Below are 21,000 nucleotides of genomic sequence, written 5' to 3' on the forward strand. Positions count from 1 at the left end.
TAGACACGGTATCCAAACGACCGTATCACGCAATTGGCTGCCATTATAGGAAGGGGAAGCAGCGGTCACCAGTGTTGATATGCCGTAATGCCATTCGCGTGTGACTGAGGTGAAAATCATGTAATCTCGAAACTTGCACGTTAGGCAGGCGGAGCCGAACCCAAGATGCGCTTACTCACACCCCGTAAAGGGTTGATTGGCGTCGATATTACATCGGCGACCGTCAAGCTGTTAGAGCTCAAACAGTATAACGATAACTATCAAGTAGAAAGCTACGCTGTTCGTCCATTGCCAGAAGGCGCGGTGGTTGAAAGGCGCATCCGCGACATTAATGATGTGGCAAATGTGCTTAGGCGTGCTGTGGAGCACGCAAAGCCCTCTACGCGAAAAGCGGCGGTGGCTGTACCAGCGAGTGCCGCTATTACTAAAACACTGACCTTTCCTGCTTCGCTAAGCGAAGAAGAAATTGAAGAGCGAATAATCGCCGAATCTGACCGCCATATTCCTTTTCCGTTCAGCGAAGTGGCATTTGATTTTCAATGCCTCGGTCCCGCTCCTTTTGATGAGGACAAGCAAGAGGTTATTTTAGTGGCGTGTCGCCAACAAGATGTGACCCAGCTTACCGAAACATTAGAACGTGCTGGGCTGGAACCTGCTGCAGTCGACGTAGAAACATTTGCGATGGAGCGTGCGCTGGCCGAGTTACGCCGGCAACTAAACGTCGCAAACGATCCAACTGCGTGTGTGGGGTTAGTTGATATCGGGGCGAATATGAACGCTTTTCACGTGGTACGGGGCGGGCACATTGTGTATAGCCGCGATACCGTGTTTGGTGGACGTCAGTTAACCGATACGATTCGTGAGTATTACCACATGAGCATAGAAGAGGCTGGTTTTGCTAAAAAGCGTGGCGGGCTACCTAGTGATTACCAAGAGAAAGTGCTCACTCCATTTTTAGAGACGGTGGTGCAACAGGTAGGACGGTCATTGCAGCTTTATTATACCGCTGGTCGTCAGCATGAGGTTCAACATATTGTGTTAGCAGGTGGTTGTAGCGTTATTCCGGGCCTTGCAGAGCGTATCGCTGACGATAGTGGTATGTCGGTAACTATCGCTAAACCGTTTCAGCGTATGCGCATCAATAAACGGATTAATAAAGAAGCGTTAAGCAATGACGCACCTGCGATGCTAACGGCGGGCGGATTGGCAATGCGAGTTAGCCAATGAGTATTAATATCAACCTTTTGCCATGGCGTGAAGTACGGCGAGAAAGGCGCACGAAGAAGTTTTACGGCGTTATGTTATTGATGCTAGTGGCAGGTGCTGCGTGTGGGCTAGGCATCTTGTACATATATCAGCAGCAATTGGCTGCTCAGCAACAGCGTAATGCTTATATTTCTACCTATATTGAGCAGCTCAACATTGAAATTTCCGATGTGCAGCGCTATCAGGGTGATACGGAACGTTTAGGTGAGCAGTTAGCGTTGTTTCAAACGCTTAATTCCGAACGTATGAGTACAGTAAGGCTGTTTAATGATATTGCCGCTAGCGTTGCCGATGGTGTGGTGTATCAACGTATGACACGCAGCGGAGAGCTCGTTAGCCTTTCCGCGGTCGCCAGTAATGAGCGTCAAATTTCTGAGCAGTTACGACAAATTGCAGATATGCCTGGGTTGGGTGTACCGCTATTTTCTGAGGTTGCCAGCGGCCAAGATGACACACGGCGTGTTTTTCAGTTTGAAGTGATGCAGCAGCCTCTTAGTGACGCTGTTTCCCTGGAGGCTGCGCTATGATGGTTAACCGTGGACAGATTAACCGAGAGTGGCAACGTCTGCGCAATCTTGATTGGCAGACGTTGGATGTTAAAGAAGCCGGCGAGTGGCCCGGGCTGCTGAAAGCTCTACTAGGACTATTTGTTTTTTTAATTTCTTTTTTAGCTATTAATTGGTGGTTCGTGGGCGAGTCGCGTGACTTACTTGCCGCGGAACAGCGTCAAGAAGAGCGACTGTTAGTCGAGTATCGACGCAAAGCCTCTGAAGCTGCCTTTTTGCCAGATATACGTAGTCAGTTGTCGATTCTTGAAGAACAGATGGTGCAGATGCAGGCAATGTTGCCTACCAGCGCAGAAATACCTTCTTTATTAGATAGCATCAGCGACGCTGCCATTGAGAACCGGTTGACCATTGAGACTATTCGTTTAAGGCCTCCGGTGAGCAATACCCACTATATTGAGCACCCTTTCGATATCCAGGTGCGAGGGGGTTACCATGCGTTGGCGCAATTTGTCTCGGATATTAGCGATCTAGCGCGAATTATTACTCAACACGACTTAACACTCTTGCCTGTTGATCAGAGCGGTGACACGCTACGAATGACGCTACTTGCACGCACATATAGCTACAAGACAGTATCGGCAGAAGGGGGCAGCACGCCATGAAGCGCTTGTTATGCCTGCTGCTGTGTAGTGTCGGCTTATCTGGTTGCAGCGATCCTCAATTAGGCCAGCTAGACCAAACACTTTCAGAAATACGCCGTGCTCCTGGTGGGCAAGCGCCGGAGATAGTTAAGAAATTACCAGAGTACCAGTCGCTTGATTACCGTTTTAGCGATGCACGCAGTCCTTTTTTAGCGCCTGAAGGCGTTCGCGAAAATGCGTTGCAGGTGGAGCAGGTCATGAGTGAACTTGCCCCCGATCAACAGCGCACCCAAGAGCCGTTGGAACGTTTTCAGCTTCAGACATTACGCTTAGTCGGTACGCTGCGTATGGGAGGGCAGCAAGTCGCATTAATTGCCCCTCCTGAGGGAGACATTGTTAGCGTACGAGAAGGTAATTATCTAGGCACCAACCATGGTCTTATTAACCAGATTGGCCCACAGGAAATCAGTATTGTTGAACGCGTTTTCAGCCCTCAGCACGGGTGGCAAGAGCGGCAGGCAACGCTCACCCTCGAGGAATAATTTTTTTACTTGTTACCGGATATCCCCCTATGGTCGTCACATTTCGCCAAATTTTACTGTTATTGATAGCCTTCGTGCCGTCGCTCGGCATGGCTTCAGTACTTACCGATTTAGATGTGCGCCAAACCAATAACGGTAATGTAGAGTTAGTGTTGCAGTTCAGTGGCGGCGTTGCCCAGCTAAGAGGCTATCGGTTAGACGCACCTCCTCGTCTAGCGCTTGATTTAGCCGATACACAGAGTGCCGTTGCCCAACGCCGTATTGCCGTTAGCCGTGGTGGTGTTGAGCAGGTGACCGTGTTGGAGGGCAGTGGGCGAACGCGTCTCGTGGTTGATTTGAATGAATCCCTTGATTACACCTCTCGTGTAGTCGGAGATCAGCTAAGAGTCACCTTCGTCTCAGGAAACTCCGCGTCTATGCCAGCATCGCAGGCTACTCAGCCGCCCAACCAAGGGCCCCGTGTTGAAAATATTGATTTTCAGCGTGGCGAGAATGGCGCGGGACGTGTTTTGGTGACATTTAATCGCGATGGTGTAGTGACTAACCTGCGTGAAGGGAGCGGAGGCAGTGTATTGGTAGAACTGAGGGACATTGACCTGCCCGATGCGCTTAACCAAGTTTATGATGTCACCGATTTCGCGACACCCGTTACTCGTATTACTCCCTTTGTTGGGCAGCGTGATGTGCGACTTGAACTGCAAATGAATGGCCCTTACGCGATGATTTCATCGCAAAATGGACGTACGCTGGCAGTTGAGATTCAGCCAGTCAGTCAAGCATCACAGCAGGAGCGAGAGCAACAAGGGGAGTCGTTTACTGGAGAGCGATTAAGCCTTAATTTTCAAGATATTGAAGTACGTGCAGTACTGGCTACCTTGGCAGAGTTTACTGGTCTCAATCTAGTGGCCAGCGATAGCGTTGCTGGTCGTATTACGCTTAATTTGAACGATGTTCCCTGGGATCAAGCATTAGCGCTGATCTTGCAAAGCCAAGGGCTTGCAAGCCGTGAACAGGGTAATGTGATCGTAGTAGCGCCAGCTAGTGAACTGGCGGCGCTTGAACGGCAAGAGATAGAAACACGCAACCAGCGCCAAACGTTGGCACCCTTAGTCACTGAATTTATCGAAGTAAAGTACGCGCGCGCTGAAGACCTTGCCCAACTGTTGCGTGGTGGTGATGGCTTTGGTCTGTTAACCGATCGAGGGCGAGTTAGTATCGATCAGCGTACCAACACGCTACTGGTACAAGATACCGCAGACCAGGTGCGCGATATTATTCGCACGTTAGATCGCTTGGATGTGGCCGTGAGGCAGGTGCAAATTGAAGCAAGAATTGTTATTGCTCGAGATACCGCCTCACGGGAGCTGGGTATTAACTGGGGGGCGTCAACTACGGGAGGCTTCCAGCAAGATAGCAACGGCGTTTTTGAAAGACGAGATGTAAACCCTAACAGTCTCAATCGAGCCCAAGCGGGTCTGGCGGTTGATTTAGGATCCACGGCAGCGTCCAATACAGGGTTTAGCTTTGGCTATCTTTCTGGTGATATTTTGCTGGATTTAGAGCTAAGAGCGCTGGAAAGTGAAGGTAAAAGCCAAACAATTTCTCAGCCCCGAGTGATCACTGCCAACCAACGTACTGCTATTATTCGTCAAGGTGAAGAACGTGCTTTCCAGAGCGTAGATGCTCAGGGGAATCCTGATACAGAGTTTAAGGAGGCCGAGCTTTCCTTGGAAGTAACACCACAAATCACTCCGGATAACCGCATCATTATGGATTTAGTGATTAAAAACGATAGTTTCCGGGAAAGTGAATTTGGTGGTGAGCCGCCAATTGATACGAACCAAATAGAAACCCAAGTGCTGGTTGATAATGGGCAAACGGTAGTGCTGGGCGGTATTTTGACAACAGAACAGTTGAGCCAAATAGCTAAAACACCGCTGCTTGGGGATATCCCTTTGCTTGGGCGACTGTTTCGCTATACCGAAGAGAGCAATGAAAAGGTAGAGTTATTGGTCTTTATTACTCCACGACTACTTGATGATGGTTTGGCGGTTCGCTGATGCAAGAATTACCCAATATTTTTTTAATTGGCCCCATGGGGGCTGGCAAGAGCACGATAGGTCGCTTGCTCGCGGCTGAATTATCGCGCTCGTTTTTTGACAGCGATCACGCCATACAAGACCGCTGCGGCGCGGATATACCTTGGATTTTTGACGTTGAAGGTGAGCCTGGCTTTCGGCTGCGTGAAAGCCAGATGATTGACGAGCTGACTCAGTTGCCGAACGTGGTGGTAGCGACCGGCGGTGGAGCGGTGCTACGTGAAGAAAATCGCCGTGCTTTACGTGAACGCGGTACCGTCGTTTATTTACTGACCACCGTTGACCAGCAGCTGAAGCGGACTGCCAAAGATCGCAACCGCCCGTTATTACAGTGTGATAATCGTGAACAAGTACTGAACGATATGTTTGCCACACGGGATCCGCTGTATCGAGCGACCTCCGATATTACGGTGCGAACTGATCGGCGCAGTCCACGTGCGGTGGTCAACGAAATTCTGCGTCGTGTCCATCGTATGGTGGACCCTTTGGAAATTGCGCGGGCCCAAAGCAAAAAGGTATCACAATGACTGAAACAATAAACGCCCAGCGCACACTCACCGTCGCGCTAGGCGAACGTAGCTACCCAATACATATTGGCGTTGGGCTGCTTAAACGTGCCAACGTCTTAGTGCCTTATCTTGCTGGTCAGCAGGTGATGGTTGTGACCAATGAGACTATCGCACCGCTTTATTTAGAATCGCTTTGCGCCAGCCTACCGGATCATTTAGATGTTCATACCGTGGTGTTACCTGACGGCGAACAGTACAAAAGCATTGAGCAGGTAAGCCGGATTTGGGATGCGCTGTTAGAGGCGGGTTTCAACCGTCGCTGTACGCTGATTGCTTTAGGTGGTGGTGTGATTGGCGATATGGTCGGTTATGCAGCAGCTGCTTATCAGCGTGGCGTTGCTTTTATTCAGGTGCCTACCACGCTACTTTCTCAGGTTGACTCCTCGGTAGGTGGGAAGACCGGCGTTAATCACCCGCTGGGTAAGAATATGATTGGCGCGTTTTGGCAGCCGAAAGCAGTCATCGTTGATATCAATACTTTGACCACACTGCCTAGTCGTGAGCTTTCTGCAGGCTTGGCAGAGGTAATCAAGTACGGGTTAATCCGTGATGAGCGTTTCTTGGGCTGGCTAGAAGAGAATATGCAGGCGCTACGTGGTGTTGAGCCTTCGGTAATTGCTGAAGCGATTGCCCAAAGTTGCCAAATTAAAGCTGACATTGTGGCGGAGGATGAAACTGAGCAGGGCGTTCGTGCGCTGCTAAACCTGGGGCATACCTTTGGGCATGCCATCGAAGCGCATCAGGGTTACGGTAACTGGCTACATGGTGAAGCTGTGGGAGCGGGTATGGCGATGGCGGCAACGCTCTCTCATCAGCTTGGTTGGATTGATAGCAATGCCCTCGCGCGTGCTAAGGCAGTTATTGAAAGCGCCGGATTACCACTGGCGGCACCTGCCGGAATGACAGTAGATGACTTTTTAGCTCGTATGAAGCTGGATAAGAAGAATATTGATTCCCGCCTACGTTTGGTGCTACTCAATGCCCTAGGAGACGCCTGTGTAAGTGATGCCACGCCGCCTGATATGCTGCGTGAGCTACTTCACCACTTTCCGCGCAACTAAATAATAAAGCGTATTGTTAAACGCTATAGGCTGGCAGTATTGATAACTGACATTACTGGTCAATAGTGCTGACAGGAAGTATTAATAAAAAAGCTATACGGAAAACCCACCTTCGCGTGGGTTTTTTGTTGCCTGGTTGTCAAGTGAGGATCATTTTGTATGTAATCCGCATGCCTTATGCGCTATCGGCATGGGGTTTTTGAGCGATTTGATACTAAAGTTTAATATTGTGTTGGCATCGTTGAAATAACGTTTTGCTGCATTGCAAGTGGTTGAAGTTAATATATTTTTCCATTCAGTGCGAATGCAAATGCAGGATTTGACGAGGTTTTTTGAAGATTTGCGGGTTCTGGGTGATTGCGCTACACACCGGCAAATCGCTATGCTGGGCGACCATTTCTTAAAGCAGTGAAGGCGAGAAGTGCCTGTTTTCAAGCAGGCAGTGGAATACTAAAAAAAGAAAAACTCGTCAATATATCATCAAAACACTGCTAAAAAAACACACGCTGACTAGAGGCACGCCCATGAATAGAGGTCTTCACCAGCCTGGCGAGTTTCGCGATAACTGCGGCTTTGGCCTTATTGCTCATATGGAAGGGCAGGCCAGCCACGACTTGCTGAAAACGGCTATTGAATCACTTACCTGTATGACCCATCGCGGCGGTATTGCGGCAGATGGCAAAACCGGTGACGGTTGCGGCTTACTGCTGAAAATGCCGGTGCAATTCATGCGTGCTGCCGCGAAGAAGGCGCTTGATGCGGAGCTTGGTGAGCGTTTTGCTGTGGGCGTTATTTTTTTACCAGATGACGATACGCGTGCAGCTCATGCTAAAGAAATCCTTGAGCGCGAGCTAAACAGCCGCGGCTTGGAGATACTGGGCTGGCGCGTAGTGCCCACCGACTCTAGCGTGTGTGGTCCTATGGCGCTGGACTGTCTGCCGCGTATTGAGCAGCTGTTTGTTCAGCCAGCTAGTAGTGGAAATTTAGGTAGTGAACGCTTCGATGTTGATCTGTTTATGGCGCGACGCTATGCAGAGCAAGCGCTACGTAGCGATGAAGACTTTTATGTTGCTTCACTCTCATCAGAGGTTGTTTCCTATAAAGGCCTAGTCATGCCGGAAGATTTGCCGGCGTTCTACAAAGACTTAAATGACCCGAGCCTGGAAACCGCTATTTGCGTGTTCCATCAGCGTTTCTCTACTAACACCGCACCGCGCTGGCCGCTGGCCCAGCCATTCCGCCTGCTAGCGCACAATGGTGAGATCAATACGATTGAAGCCAACCGCGGCTGGGCGAATTCCCGCAAAGCCAATTTCGTTAATGAACGTCTGCCTGATATTGCTGAGCTTGACGAAATCGTCAATACCACTGGCTCAGACTCCTCAAGCATGGATAACATGCTGGAAGTGCTGCTGACTGGTGGTATGGAGCTGCATCGTGCGGTGCGCATGATGGTACCGCCTGCTTGGCAAAACGTTGAGACCATGGACGCTGAACTGCGCGCGTTTTATGAGTACAACTCCATGCACATGGAGCCTTGGGATGGCCCGGCGGGCGTGGTGATGACTGACGGCCGTCAAGCTGTTTGTATGCTCGACCGTAACGGCCTTCGTCCCGCACGTTGGGTGATCACCAAGAATGGTTACATTACGCTAGCGTCTGAAATTGGTACATACGGTTATCGCCCTGAGGATGTTGTCGCTAAAGGCCGCGTTGGCCCAGGCCAAATGCTAGCGGTAGACACTGAAACAGGCGAAGTGTTGCACACCCAGGATATCGATAACCGTCTGAAATCAGCATATCCCTATAAGCGTTGGCTTAAGCAGGAAGCTAATTACCTAGAGTCGGCGCTGACCGAGCTTGCGCGTTTCCAGACGATGGATACCGACGCCCTTAATGTTCAGCAGAAAATGTTCCAGGTGAGCTTTGAAGAGCGTGATCAGGTACTGCGTCCGCTGGCAGAAAGTGGTCAGGAAGCAGTCGGCTCAATGGGTGATGATACGCCTATGGCGGTATTGTCTAGCCGTCCGCGCCTGCTGACGGATTTCTTCCGTCAAAAGTTTGCCCAGGTAACAAACCCGCCGATTGATCCGCTTCGTGAAGCGATTGTTATGTCGCTGGAGACCTGCTGTGGTGCAGAGCTAAATGTCTTTAAGGCAACACCTGAGCATGCTCACCGTTTGATTCTAACGACACCAGTGCTGTCGCCGCGTAAGTTCACTGCACTTATTAATCAAGATGACCCTGCTTTTGCCAGCCATACGTTGTCACTTGGCTATGACCCCGAAAGTAGTAGCCTTCAGCAGGCAGTCACTTTGCTTTGCCAAGAGGCAGAAGCGCAGGTAAATGCGGGCAAAGTGATTTTGGTGTTGACCGATGCTGACCTTCCCAAAGGGCAGTTGCCCATCCAGGCGGCTTTAGCAGTAGGAGCCGTTCACTCTCACCTTGGTCGTTTGGCGCTACGTCCCAATGCCAATATCGTGGTGGAAACCGGCTATGCAAGGGATGCCCACCAAATGGCAGTGCTGTTTGGCGTAGGTGCAACGGCGGTCTACCCCTGGCTTGCTTACCAAGTGATGGCTGACATGCACCGCACCGGTGAGCTAACGGGCAACCCAGCTGATTCACGGGAGAATTATCGTAAAGGCCTGCAGAAAGGGCTGTTCAAAATTCTTTCTAAAATGGGAATCTCAACGCTGGCTTCCTATCGTGGCTCTATGTTGTTTGAAGCGGTGGGGCTATCCGATGAGGTTATGAATACCTGCTTTGTCGGTATGGCATCGCGCATTCAAGGTGCTGGTTTTGCTGAGCTTCAGATGCAGCAAGAGCTGCTAGCGAAAGATGCCTGGATTGCCCGCAAAGGCATTTCTCAAGGCGGCATGCTGAAGTATGTCCATGGTTATGAGTACCACGCTTACAATCCAGATGTGGTGAAGTCGCTTCAGGCTGCGGTGCAAGAAGGCAGCTACGCGAAGTGGAAGCAGTTCGCCCGGTTGGTAAATGAACGTCCGGTCGCGACGATTCGTGATTTATTGACACTAAAACCTGCTGCGACGCCTCTTCCATTAGAGGAAGTTGAGCCAGTTGAAGCGCTTATTCCGCGCTTTGACAGTGCAGGTATGTCGTTAGGTGCACTTTCGCCGGAAGCCCATGAAGCGTTAGCCCAAGCAATGAACGAGGCGGGAGGGCGCTCCAATTCAGGCGAAGGCGGCGAAGATCCTGCTCGCTACGGCACTATTCGCAGCTCGAAAATTAAGCAGATTGCGTCTGGCCGCTTTGGTGTTACCCCGGCCTATTTGGTCAATGCAGACGTGTTGCAGATCAAAGTCGCCCAGGGTGCTAAGCCCGGCGAAGGTGGTCAGCTGCCTGGTGGCAAGGTCAACCAGTTAATTGCTCGGCTGCGTTATTCAGTGCCCGGTGTGACGCTTATTTCGCCACCGCCTCACCACGATATCTACTCGATTGAAGATTTGGCGCAGCTGATTTTTGATCTTAAGCAGGTCAACCCAGAGGCACAGGTGTCGGTAAAGCTGGTTTCTGAGCCGGGTATTGGCACCATAGCTACCGGTGTGGCGAAGGCCTATGCGGATCTGATCACCGTTTCCGGTTATGACGGTGGTACTGCGGCAAGCCCCCTAACCTCTATTAAACACGCGGGATCACCCTGGGAGCTGGGTCTACCCGAAGTTCATCAAGCACTGCGTATTAACGGCCTGCGTGACAAGATCCGTCTACAGACCGATGGCGGTCTCAAAACCGGTCTTGACGTGGTAAAAGCGGCGATTCTTGGTGCTGAGAGCTTTGGCTTTGGTACTGCGCCGATGGTGGCATTGGGCTGTAAGTACCTGCGTATCTGCCACCTGAATAACTGCGCCACCGGTGTCGCAACACAGGATGACTTTCTGCGCGGCGAGCATTTCCGTGGCACTGTCGATATGGTCAAAAACTACTTCCGCTTTATTGCTGAAGAAGTGCGTGAACTGATGGCAATGCTGGGTGTGCGTCAGTTGACTGATCTGATTGGTCGTACTGACCTGCTGGAAGTGTTAGAAGGCAATACTGCGGCTCAGCGTAAGTTGGATCTAACTCCGCTGCTATCAAATGATTTTGTGCCCGCAGAGGCGCCGCAGTTCTGCACCGTGAGCCGTAATGTGCCCCACGATCCAGGCGCCAAGAACCAGGAAGTGCTGGCCGCGCTAAAAGCAGCCATTGAAAGCCAGTCGGGGGGTGAGTTTGATTTCACTATTACCAACTGTGACCGCAGCGTGGGCGCGTTAACCTCTGGTGCGATTGCTAAACGTTACGGTGAAGATGGCTTGGAGGCAGCGCCAGTCAATGCCCGCTTTACTGGGGTGGCTGGGCAAAGTTTTGGGGTGTGGAATGCTCGTGGCTTAAACCTCTATCTCGAAGGCGATGCCAACGACTATGTCGGCAAAGGCATGAACGGCGGCAGTATTGTGATTGTGCCACCCAAGGTAAGTCAGTTTAAGAGCCACAAAACCGCCATTATTGGCAACACCTGTCTGTATGGCGCGACAGGCGGCACGCTGTTTGCCGCAGGAACTGCCGGTGAGCGTTTTGCGGTGCGTAACTCAGGGGCGACTGCGGTGATTGAAGGCGCAGGTGACCACTGTTGTGAATATATGACTGGTGGGTTGGTCTGCGTACTGGGTGAAACTGGCGTTAACTTTGGCGCGGGCATGACCGGTGGGTTTGCCTATGTATTGGATGAAGACCGTACTTTTGTGGATAAGTACAACCACGAGCTGGTCGAAATCCATCGGGTCAATACTGAAGCGATGGAAGCGTATCGTCGTCATCTACGTGAAATGATTGAAGCCTACGTTGCGGCAACAGGCTCCGCGCGAGGCGCGGCGATTCTGGAAGATTTTGGTGACTACGCGCGCCACTTCTGGCTAGTGAAGCCAAAAGCGGCAAGTTTGGGTAGTTTGCTGAATCAATCTCGGCGTCAGCCGGAATAACCGCCAGAGCCTACGCTTCGAGGAGAGAGATCATGGCTAACCGTTTAAACAACGATTTTCAGTTTGTAGATGTGGGTCGTAAAGACCCACAGAAAAAAGCCGCACATACTCGGTCAAAAGAGTTCGCTGAAATTTACGAACCTTTTAAACCCACTGATGCGGCGAGCCAAGCGCACCGTTGCCTGCACTGTGGCAATCCGTACTGTGAATGGAAGTGCCCAGTACATAACTATATTCCCAACTGGCTTCAGCTGGTGGTGGAAGGCAACATTATTGAAGCGGCTGAGCTGTCACACAAAACCAATTCGCTGCCGGAAGTCTGTGGCCGCGTATGCCCACAAGACCGTCTGTGTGAAGGCGACTGTACGCTGAACGATGGCTTTGGTGCGGTTACTATCGGTTCGGTGGAGAAGTACATTACCGACACGGCGTTTGCGATGGGCTGGCGTCCGGATATGTCTAAGGTGGAGTGGACCGATAAGAAGGTCGCTATCGTCGGTGCGGGGCCCGCAGGTCTTGGTTGCGCTGATATTCTGGCACGCAATGGCGTCAAGCCGGTGGTGTTTGATAAATACCCCGAGATTGGCGGCCTGCTTACTTTCGGTATTCCAGAGTTCAAACTGGAAAAGAACGTGATGGAACGTCGCCGCGCTGTCTTTGAAGAGATGGGTGTCGAGTTTCGTTTGAATACTGAGATTGGCACCGACATCGAATTCGACACGCTGCTGCAGGAATACGATGCTGTTTTTCTAGGGATGGGCACCTATAAGTACATGGAAGGGGGCTTCCCCGGCGAAGATTTGCCTGGCGTGTACAAAGCGCTCGATTTCCTGATCGCTAACGTTAATCGCCGGTTAGGCTTTGAAAAAGATCCTAACGATTTTATCTCGATGGAAGGTAAGCGTGTGGTGGTGCTGGGTGGTGGTGATACTGCCATGGATTGTAATCGCACCTCCATTCGCCAGCGCGCTGATAGCGTGATCTGCGCTTATCGCCGCGATGAAGAGAATATGCCGGGTTCACGCCGTGAAGTTGCCAATGCGCGTGAAGAGGGCGTTGAGTTTCTGTTCAACCGTCAGCCGGTTGCGGTGGTGGGCGAAGAGCAGGTCGAAGGGGTTAAGGTTGTGCGCACCCGTTTGGGTGAGCCCGATGAGAATGGCCGTCGTCGTCCTGAAGTGGTGCCTGGGTCTGAAGAGATCATTGCTGCTGACGCTGTCGTGGTAGCGTTTGGTTTCCAGGCAAGTCCAGCGCCTTGGTTTGATGGTGCCAACATCCAGGTCGATGAGCGTGATCGCGTAAAAGCGCCAGAACACGGCCAGTACGCCTACCAAACCAGCAATGAGAAAATTTTTGCCGGTGGCGATATGGTGCGCGGCTCTGACTTAGTCGTGACCGCAATTTATGAAGGCCGCCAAGCTGCTGAGGGGATTTTGGATTACCTGGGGGTTTGATAGTGAGACTGGGGAAGTAAGTCTTAATAGGGCGACTTTCCCGACTTCAGGCCTTCGCGAGGGCGCTGTGAACCCATCCATGGGCGCTACTTTTGTCATCTGACCGCCATGGATGGCGGAAATGCCGGAGGGGAACATTTTCCGGCCATGACAAAAGACCCTCGTTTAGGTCTGACCTCGGTGTCGCCCATCGAGAGCAGTTCAAATTGAGCCTTTAGGCGTACTCTGCTATTCTGTCATCCCATCCTGGTGTGGCTTTCTGTTACGCCTTTTGATCACGTTTCGACAGGTTTTCCATGACACGATATATCTTCGTGACCGGCGGCGTTGTGTCCTCTCTTGGCAAGGGCATCGCGTCGGCCTCGCTGGCGGCGATTCTAGAGGCCCGCGGCCTTAAGGTCACCATGCTCAAGCTCGACCCCTACATCAACGTGGACCCGGGCACCATGAGTCCTTTCCAGCACGGCGAGGTGTTCGTCACCGAAGATGGCGCCGAGACGGACTTGGACTTAGGGCACTACGAGCGCTTTATTCGCACCAAAATGACCCAAGGTAATAATTTCACCACTGGCCGCGTGTACGAGAGTGTGCTGCGCAAAGAGCGCCGTGGTGATTACCTGGGTGGCACCGTTCAGGTCATCCCGCACATTACCGATGAGATCAAGCAGCGTGTCTATGCTGGCGGTGAAGGCTTTGACGTGGCGCTGGTGGAAATCGGTGGTACGGTAGGTGATATCGAATCGCTACCGTTTCTTGAGTCAATTCGCCAGATTCGCAGTGAGCTTGGCGCCAGCCGGGCGATTTACATGCACCTCACGCTGGTGCCGTATATCAAGACGGCAGGCGAGACTAAGACCAAGCCGACTCAGCACAGCGTTAAAGAGCTACGTTCGATTGGTATCCAGCCGGATATTCTGATCTGCCGTAGTGAAGTAGAGTTGGAAGAGAGCGAGCGCCGCAAAATTGCTCTGTTTACTAACGTAGAAGAGCGTGCGGTGGTACCGCTGCAGGATGCCGATACCATATATCGCATTCCGTTGATGCTGCACGAGCACGGCCTGGACGACATTGTTTGCGACAAGCTGCGTTTGGAAGCCGAGCCTGCGGACCTTTCTGAGTGGGTTAAGGTGCTGGACTCCAAGCTGAACCCGCTGAAGTCGGTAAGCATTGCCATGGTCGGCAAGTACATGGAGCTATTGGATGCTTACAAGTCACTTAACGAAGCGCTCATTCATGCGGGTATTCAAGGGCGTATCAAGGTTAATGTCGACTATATCGACTCTGAAGATATTGAGCACCACGGAACCGAACGGCTCGCTGGCAAAGATGCCATCTTAGTGCCTGGTGGCTTCGGCGAGCGCGGCGTGGAAGGCAAAATTCTTACCGCCCAGTTTGCCCGTGAGAACAATATTCCCTACTTGGGGATTTGTCTTGGCATGCAGGTGGCAGTCATTGAGTTTGCCCGCAACGTAGCTGGCTGGAAAGACGCTAACTCTACCGAATTTACCCACGACACCAAGCACCCCGTAGTGGGCTTGATTACTGAGTGGATTAACGCCGAAGGCAAGATCGAGCTGCGCGACGCTGCCTCTGACTTAGGCGGTACGATGCGTCTAGGTGGGCAGATCTGTCATTTGAAAGCAGGCAGCAAAGCCCGCGAAGCCTATGGCGCTGATGAGATTGTCGAGCGTCACCGCCACCGCTTTGAAGTCAATAACCAGTTTATTGATGAGTTGGAGCAGGCGGGCTTGGTTATTTCAGGCAAGAGCGTTGATCAATCCTTGGTAGAGGTGGTCGAGCTGGCTGATCATCCTTGGTACGTGGCGTGCCAATTCCATCCGGAATTTACTTCAACACCGCGCGATGGGCATCCGCTGTTCTCTGGGTTTGTTAACGCTGCTTTAGAGCACAAAACGGCACGCACGCGCGCCCATACAACGACTCAGGAATAAGGGAGAGCGAATGTCTTCCAAGAGCATGTCTTCGGCGTCTCAATCAGCCCTTCCAGAGCGTCATATTAACGTTGCCGGCCTAACCGCCGGCAATTCTTTGCCGCTAATGTTATTAGGCGGCATGAATGTGCTGGAGTCGGCGGCGCTTGCCGATGAAGTGGCGCAGGCCTATGTGAAGGTGACGCAAAAACTCGGGATGCCTTATGTTTTTAAGGCAAGCTTTGATAAAGCAAACCGTAGTTCGATCCACTCTTATCGTGGACCAGGCCTAGAAAAAGGTTTGCAGATTTTAGCGGATATTAAAGCGCGCTATAACGTGCCCATCATAACCGACGTTCATGAACCCTGGCAGGCAGCTCCTGCGGCGGAAGTTGCTGATATTATTCAGCTGCCAGCGTTTCTTGCCCGTCAGACCGATTTAGTGGTGGCGATGGCCAACACCGGCGCGGCGATTAATATAAAAAAACCGCAGTTTCTAGCACCTCACGAAATGCGCCATATCCTTACCAAATTCCAAGAAGCCGGTAACGATCGCCTGATGTTGTGCGAGCGTGGCACTAGCTTCGGCTATAACAATCTTGTAGTGGATATGCTGGGCGTTGGTGATATGAAGCAGACCGGCTATCCGGTGTTTTTCGATGTTACCCATGCCTTACAGCGTCCAGGTGGCCGTGCGGACAGTGCCGATGGCCGCCGTGCCCAAGTAGCCGAACTTGCCCGTGCGGGCGTCGCAGTTGGCTTAGCGGGAATTTTCTTAGAAGCGCATCCAGACCCAGATAACGCTAAGTGCGACGGGCCCTGTGCACTGCCATTGGATCAATTAGAGCCATTTTTGACTCAGCTTTCGCAGTTAGATGCCCTGGTGAAAGGGTTTGCGCCTCTTACCATCCGTTAACCGCGGTAGCAAACTTGGTGTACATTGAACCCCAATCATCCATTAGACTGACAACCAAAGGATACTGTTATGACCAAAATTGTTGAAATCAGCGCGCTAGAAGTGCTTGATTCCCGCGGCAACCCCACAGTTCAGGCTATGGTGCGTCTGGAAAGTGGCGCCGTAGGTGAAGCATGTGCGCCCAGCGGTGCTTCTACTGGCTCCCGCGAAGCGCTTGAGCTGCGCGATGGCGACAAGACACGTTACCTTGGCAAAGGTGTTTTAAAAGCCGTTGAGGCCGTGAATGGCAAAATCAGTGGTGCGTTGTTAGGAATGGATGCGCGTGATCAGCGTGGGCTGGATGACGCAATGTTGGCCCTGGATGGCACTGAAAACAAAGCTAATCTGGGCGCAAATGCCATCCTAGCGGTGTCACTGGCTGCCGCTAAAGCCGCTGCTAATGCGAAAGGTGTGCCGCTTTATGCGCACATTGCCGAGCTTTATGGCCAGCCGGGCCAGTACAGCATGCCGGTACCGATGATGAACATTCTTAACGGCGGCGAGCATGCGGATAATAACGTTGATATCCAAGAGTTCATGGTACAGCCAGTAGGTGCGGCAAACTTCCGTGAAGGCCTACGAATGGGCGCGGAAATTTTCCACGCGCTGAAAAAAGTGCTGTCTGCTAAAGGCCTTTCTACGTCTGTGGGTGACGAAGGCGGTTTTGCTCCTAACTTGGCATCTAACGCAGACGCCCTGGCGATCATTAAGCAAGCTGTTGCAGACGCGGGTTATGCCCTGGGTAAAGACGTCACCTTGGCGCTTGATTGTGCTTCTTCTGAGTTCTACAAAGATGGCCAGTACAACTTAAGTGGTGAAGGTAAAAGCTACGATGCCGAAGGTTTTGCCGGGTACCTGGCGGGGCTTTGTGCGGACTATCCGATTGTTTCCATCGAAGATGGTATGGATGAGTCAGACTGGGCGGGCTGGAAAGCACTGACTGACAAGCTGGGCGAGAAAGTACAGCTGGTTGGCGATGATTTGTTTGTTACCAATACTAAAATACTCAAACGTGGCATCGACGAACAAATTGGTAACTCAATTCTGATCAAATTCAATCAAATTGGCTCGCTGTCTGAAACGCTGGATGCGATCAAAATGGCCCAGGATGCTGGCTTTACAGCCGTCATTTCTCATCGCAGCGGTGAAACTGAAGATACTACGATTGCTGATTTAGCAGTGGGCACTTGTGCAGGCCAAATTAAAACGGGCTCACTATGCCGTTCCGACCGCGTAGCGAAATATAACCGTCTGCTCGTCATCGAAGCCGAATTGGGCAATGTGGTCTACCCTGGCTTGAAAGCTATTAAAGGGCAGTAGGTGGAAATGGGCGTCGGCGTGTAAGAGATATCTCAAAATTTTGTAAGAGATGTCTTACAAATGCCGACGCTAACGACTCAAATGCTTTTTGTAATTTGGGTTTATGTTTTTGATTTTTTTGGTATTTTTAATAACAGGTGAGCCGCAGCGGCTTGCCTGTTGTCGTTTTTGCCCGCTTGAGTTGTGATGGCTTTCTGCCACACTGTATCTAGGACAGGGGAGGCAAGGATGCTTCAGGCAGGATGCAACGGGATGCAGGTCAGATACGCCGGGTGATACAGTGAGGTGAGCCCTGGCAAGGATAGTATCTGAGGAGTTTGACACAGGGAGTGGTCAGAGGAAGTGCTTGGAGCGGGCGGCCTACGGGCCGCCTTTTTTTGTAGCCTGCTCTTTTTATAGCGCACTTTTTTGTAGTCTATTGTTGCTTGATATACCACCAAAATAAAAAAAACCAGCGCGAACGCTGGTTTGAAAAGCTGATTTGAAAAAATAGCGCTTGGGGTTAGCGCTCTAGTTTCTCGAGCTTACCCGTTTTGCCATCCCACTCTTCTGCATCAGGCAGCGGATCTTTTTTCTCGGCAATATTTGGCCATACATCGGCCAGTTCCGCATTGATTTCTATAAACTGCTCTTGGCCATCCGGCAGCTCGTCCTCAGAGAAGATAGCTTCGGCGGGGCACTCCGGTTCACACAGGGCGCAGTCAATACACTCGTCTGGATGAATGACCAGGAAGTTGGGGCCTTCGTAGAAGCAGTCGACCGGACAGACTTCCACACAGTCGGTGTATTTGCACTGGATGCAGTTCTCGGTAACGACAAACGTCATCTTGCTATCCCTCTTGCGGGACCGGGTGTGTCCCGGTCGTGGTCAATAGTTAATGGTTATAAATCGATCGTTTTTTATAAGATAAAACAGTATGGGCGACATTCTAGTGGTGCCCTTACGCGGCGGCAAGCGCTCATGACTTTCTGGTCACTCCATCACAGTAGTTCTCGCCACTGATAGAGCAGAGCTAGCGCTTCTCGAGGTGTTAAATCGTCTATATCGGCCTTACCCAGCGCTTCTACCACTGGGTGTGGGGCGCTAGCAAACAGGTCGTTTTGTTGCGGGGTCGTGGGCTTCCCGTTAGGGCGCTGCAATTCAACCACTTCCTTTTTTTCCAAGGCCACTAGCTTTTCACGCGCCCTGTGGATCACATGACTAGGAACCCCCGCCAGCTGTGCCACCTGTAGGCCATAGCTCTGACTTGCTGGGCCAGCCTCAATGCGGTGCATAAATACGATACTGTCGCCATGCTCGGTAGCGGTCAGGTGAATGTTAGCCACGCCTTCGGCCTGTTCCGGTAGCGCGGTCATTTCAAAGTAGTGAGTGGCAAACAGTGTTAGTGCCCGCGCATCAGCTAAGTACTCGGCACTTGCCCAGGCGAGTGAAAGGCCATCAAAGGTGCTGGTGCCACGGCCAATTTCGTCCATTAATACCAAGCTATGTTCAGTCGCGTTGTGCAGAATATTAGCGGTTTCGGTCATTTCGACCATAAACGTAGAGCGACCGCCTGCCAGGTCATCTGACGAGCCAATACGGGTAAAAATACGATCCACAGGTCCTATTTCAGCGCTATCGGCTGGTACAAAGCTGCCGCTATGAGCCAGCAGCGCGATGAGCGCGGTTTGGCGCATATAGGTGGATTTACCGCCCATGTTGGGACCGGTGATAATCAACATGTGCTGCTCAGGCGTTAGTGTGACATCGTTAGGTACAAACGGTGTGTCGCTAACGTGTTCGACGACGGGGTGTCGTCCAGCAGTAATTTTTAGGCCAGTGGCATCGCTGAGCTGGGGCCTTACCCAGTTGAGTGCCTCGGCACGCTCGGCAAAGGCGCAGAGTACGTCAAGTTCAGCTAACGCCCGCGAGGTGTTTTGCAACGCATGAAGCGCCGCGTTGAGCTCTCCCATTAAGCGCTCATAAAGCCACTTTTCACGCGTGAGTGCTCTGGACTTGGCCGAGAGTGCTTTGTCTTCAAACTCTTTAAGTTCTGGAATGATAAAGCGTTCAGCGTTTTTCAGCGTTTGACGACGGATGTAGTCGGCGGGTGCCTGCTGGGCTTGAGAGCGAGGGAGTTCAATAAAGTAGCCATGAACTCGGTTATAGCCGACTTTTAAATTGGCCAGGCCAGTGCGTTCACGCTCACGCAATTCCAACTGCACTAGGTAATCACCGGCATTTTCAGCCATACCACGGTGTTCATCTAGTTCGGCGTCAAAGCCGTTTGCAATCACGCCGCCATCGCGAATCACCACCGGCGGATTCTCAACCAATGCGCGAGTTAACGTATCCGCTATCTCAGGGTAGGGGCAAATGTGCGGTTTAAGAGCATCTATGGCGCTACCGCTATCAATATCACTTAGTAGTTGCTCAAGTGTGGGTAGAGTTACTAGGGCGTCGCGTAGGCGCGCTAGATCTCGTGGGCGGGCGCTATACAACGCGACGCGGGCTAGGATACGTTCAACATCGCCTACGTCGCTTAATGTCTCACGAAGTGCCATATAGGCGACGTCTATCGAAAGTAACGCCACGCCAGCGTGACGGTTTTCCACGACGTCACGCTGGCGCAGCGGGCGGTTCAGCCAGCGCTTTAATAAACGTGATCCCATCGCGGTGGTGCAGGTGTCTAGCACACTGGCCAGCGTGTTATCGCTGTTGCCACCGAGATTAATATCAATTTCTAGGTTGCGCCGACTGGCCGCGTCAATCACTACGGCTTCATCGCGGTTTTCGACACTAATGGCCGTGACGTGAGGCAGGCGTGAGCGCTGAGTGTCGCGGGCGTAATCGATCAGCACACCCGCAGCGATTAGTGCGGTGGTTAGGTGTGCACAGCCAAAGCCGCGTAAATCCTGAACTTCAAACTGATCGCACAGGCTGCGAGTGGCGCTGTCTAAGTCAAACAACCATTCGCCTTGACGGCGTAGACTGCGCTTTTGAGACCATGCGTCGGGCAGGGTCAAACTTTCGGGTACTAACAGTTCGGCAGGCGATAGGCGGGTTAGCTCTGCCTGCATTTCTGCTTCACTTTCTACTTCAAGGATATTGAAGCGACCGCTGGAAAGTTCCAGCCACGCAAGGCCCCAGCTCTCTTTGCCGGGCGCAACGGCGACCAGCACATTATCGCGGCGGGCATCTAGCAGAGCTTCATCGTGAAGCGTTCCAGGGGTGACGATGCGAACTACTTGCCGGTCAACTGGGCCTTTGCTGGTGGCAGGGTCACCGACTTGCTCGCAGATGGCAACAGACTCACCAGCTGACACTAGACGAGCTAAATAGCCTTCAGCACTATGGTAGGGCACACCTGCCATAGGAATGGGCTTACCACCTGACTGGCCGCGCTGGGTAAGCGTGATATCCAGCAGCATCGAAGCGCGTTTGGCATCATCGAAAAATAGCTCGTAAAAATCCCCCATTCGGTAAAATAGCAGTACCTCAGGGTGATCGCGTTTGATCTTCAGATATTGCGCCATCATGGGCGTGTGAGCGGGGCTGGCCTGTGACATGGGCGTCCTGGTTAAGCGTTGCGCAAGCAGTGTTGGCTTGCGGCATGTTCTTTGGCAGTTACTTTAAGCGATTTCTTTGAGCAATTTCTTTGAGCAATTTCTTTGAGAAAGTTAAACACGGTATT

14 protein-coding genes are annotated in these 21,000 nt (G+C 51.8%); 12 read left to right on the forward strand and 2 right to left on the reverse strand.

Annotated elements, in window-relative coordinates; genetic code table 11:
• The first annotated feature begins 165 nt into the window (after positions 1-165).
• The 12 genes from pilM to eno all read left to right on the forward strand — a co-directional run bounded on the left by pilM (position 166) and on the right by eno (position 17,326).
• Positions 166-1,227: a pilus assembly protein PilM gene (gene pilM, locus K1Y77_RS03460; protein ID WP_264430354.1), complete on the forward strand. Its 1,062-nt coding sequence runs from the start codon at positions 166-168 to the stop codon at positions 1,225-1,227.
• Positions 1,224-1,793, forward strand: coding sequence for a PilN domain-containing protein (locus tag K1Y77_RS03465; protein ID WP_264430356.1), 570 nt, complete (start codon positions 1,224-1,226; stop codon positions 1,791-1,793). The genes pilM and K1Y77_RS03465 overlap by 4 nt, the downstream gene beginning before the upstream one ends.
• Positions 1,790-2,437, forward strand: a complete 648-nt coding sequence (gene pilO, locus K1Y77_RS03470; protein ID WP_030069647.1) for a type IV pilus inner membrane component PilO — start codon at positions 1,790-1,792, stop codon at positions 2,435-2,437. The genes K1Y77_RS03465 and pilO overlap by 4 nt, the downstream gene beginning before the upstream one ends.
• Positions 2,434-2,958, forward strand: coding sequence for a pilus assembly protein PilP (locus tag K1Y77_RS03475; RefSeq protein WP_264430358.1), 525 nt, complete (start codon positions 2,434-2,436; stop codon positions 2,956-2,958). The genes pilO and K1Y77_RS03475 overlap by 4 nt, the downstream gene beginning before the upstream one ends.
• 29 nt (positions 2,959-2,987) lie before the next feature.
• The gene (gene pilQ, locus K1Y77_RS03480; RefSeq protein WP_264430359.1) at positions 2,988-5,018 is read left to right on the forward strand and encodes a type IV pilus secretin family protein; all 2,031 of its coding nucleotides are present in this window, start codon (positions 2,988-2,990) and stop codon (positions 5,016-5,018) included.
• On the forward strand, positions 5,018-5,584 hold the full coding sequence (gene aroK / locus K1Y77_RS03485; RefSeq protein ID WP_030069653.1) for a shikimate kinase AroK: 567 nt from the start codon (positions 5,018-5,020) through the stop codon (positions 5,582-5,584). Before pilQ ends, aroK begins: the two co-directional genes overlap by 1 nt.
• Positions 5,581-6,687 carry a 3-dehydroquinate synthase gene (aroB, locus tag K1Y77_RS03490; protein WP_264018768.1) on the forward strand — a complete coding sequence of 369 codons (1,107 nt, stop codon included), beginning with the start codon at positions 5,581-5,583 and terminating at the stop codon, positions 6,685-6,687. The genes aroK and aroB overlap by 4 nt, the downstream gene beginning before the upstream one ends.
• Before the next feature lie 524 nt (positions 6,688-7,211).
• Positions 7,212-11,669 (forward strand): glutamate synthase large subunit, encoded by a 4,458-nt coding sequence (gene gltB, locus K1Y77_RS03495; RefSeq protein ID WP_264430363.1) that lies wholly within the window; start codon positions 7,212-7,214, stop codon positions 11,667-11,669.
• 32 nt (positions 11,670-11,701) lie between these two features.
• Positions 11,702-13,120 carry an FAD-dependent oxidoreductase gene (locus tag K1Y77_RS03500; RefSeq protein WP_030069660.1) on the forward strand — a complete coding sequence of 473 codons (1,419 nt, stop codon included), beginning with the start codon at positions 11,702-11,704 and terminating at the stop codon, positions 13,118-13,120.
• 296 nt (positions 13,121-13,416) lie between these two features.
• Entirely contained in the window at positions 13,417-15,072 is a 1,656-nt protein-coding gene (locus K1Y77_RS03505) for a CTP synthase (RefSeq protein ID WP_030069662.1), read from the forward strand.
• Positions 15,073-15,082: 10 nt separating this feature from the next.
• Positions 15,083-15,967 (forward strand): 3-deoxy-8-phosphooctulonate synthase, encoded by an 885-nt coding sequence (gene kdsA / locus K1Y77_RS03510; protein ID WP_404813844.1) that lies wholly within the window; start codon positions 15,083-15,085, stop codon positions 15,965-15,967.
• 69 nt (positions 15,968-16,036) lie between these two features.
• Positions 16,037-17,326, forward strand: coding sequence for a phosphopyruvate hydratase (gene eno / locus K1Y77_RS03515; protein ID WP_264430365.1), 1,290 nt, complete (start codon positions 16,037-16,039; stop codon positions 17,324-17,326).
• 502 nt (positions 17,327-17,828) lie between these two features.
• Here the strand turns inward: eno and fdxA are convergent.
• Both fdxA and mutS read right to left on the reverse strand, forming a co-directional pair.
• The gene (fdxA, locus tag K1Y77_RS03520; protein WP_009722190.1) at positions 17,829-18,152 is read right to left on the reverse strand and encodes a ferredoxin FdxA; all 324 of its coding nucleotides are present in this window, start codon (positions 18,150-18,152) and stop codon (positions 17,829-17,831) included.
• A 155-nt stretch (positions 18,153-18,307) separates the two neighbouring features.
• Positions 18,308-20,875: a DNA mismatch repair protein MutS gene (gene mutS, locus K1Y77_RS03525; protein ID WP_264430370.1), complete on the reverse strand. Its 2,568-nt coding sequence runs from the start codon at positions 20,873-20,875 to the stop codon at positions 18,308-18,310.
• Positions 20,876-21,000: the final 125 nt, after the last annotated feature.

Source organism: Halomonas qaidamensis (genome assembly GCF_025917315.1).
Taxonomy (GTDB): domain Bacteria; phylum Pseudomonadota; class Gammaproteobacteria; order Pseudomonadales; family Halomonadaceae; genus Vreelandella; species Vreelandella qaidamensis.

Bases quoted from the DNA above. Each gene is read 5' to 3' on its own strand.
- pilM (WP_264430354.1), top strand. From the start codon at position 166: ATGCGCTTACTCACACCCCGTAAAGGGTTGATTGGCGTCGATATTACA.
- K1Y77_RS03465 (WP_264430356.1), top strand. From the start codon at position 1,224: ATGAGTATTAATATCAACCTTTTGCCATGGCGTGAAGTACGGCGAGAA.
- pilO (WP_030069647.1), top strand. From the start codon at position 1,790: ATGATGGTTAACCGTGGACAGATTAACCGAGAGTGGCAACGTCTGCGC.
- K1Y77_RS03475 (WP_264430358.1), top strand. From the start codon at position 2,434: ATGAAGCGCTTGTTATGCCTGCTGCTGTGTAGTGTCGGCTTATCTGGT.
- pilQ (WP_264430359.1), top strand. From the start codon at position 2,988: ATGGTCGTCACATTTCGCCAAATTTTACTGTTATTGATAGCCTTCGTG.
- aroK (WP_030069653.1), top strand. From the start codon at position 5,018: ATGCAAGAATTACCCAATATTTTTTTAATTGGCCCCATGGGGGCTGGC.
- aroB (WP_264018768.1), top strand. From the start codon at position 5,581: ATGACTGAAACAATAAACGCCCAGCGCACACTCACCGTCGCGCTAGGC.
- gltB (WP_264430363.1), top strand. From the start codon at position 7,212: ATGAATAGAGGTCTTCACCAGCCTGGCGAGTTTCGCGATAACTGCGGC.
- K1Y77_RS03500 (WP_030069660.1), top strand. From the start codon at position 11,702: ATGGCTAACCGTTTAAACAACGATTTTCAGTTTGTAGATGTGGGTCGT.
- K1Y77_RS03505 (WP_030069662.1), top strand. From the start codon at position 13,417: ATGACACGATATATCTTCGTGACCGGCGGCGTTGTGTCCTCTCTTGGC.
- kdsA (WP_404813844.1), top strand. From the start codon at position 15,083: ATGTCTTCCAAGAGCATGTCTTCGGCGTCTCAATCAGCCCTTCCAGAG.
- eno (WP_264430365.1), top strand. From the start codon at position 16,037: ATGACCAAAATTGTTGAAATCAGCGCGCTAGAAGTGCTTGATTCCCGC.
- fdxA (WP_009722190.1), bottom strand. From the start codon at position 18,152: ATGACGTTTGTCGTTACCGAGAACTGCATCCAGTGCAAATACACCGAC.
- mutS (WP_264430370.1), bottom strand. From the start codon at position 20,875: ATGTCACAGGCCAGCCCCGCTCACACGCCCATGATGGCGCAATATCTG.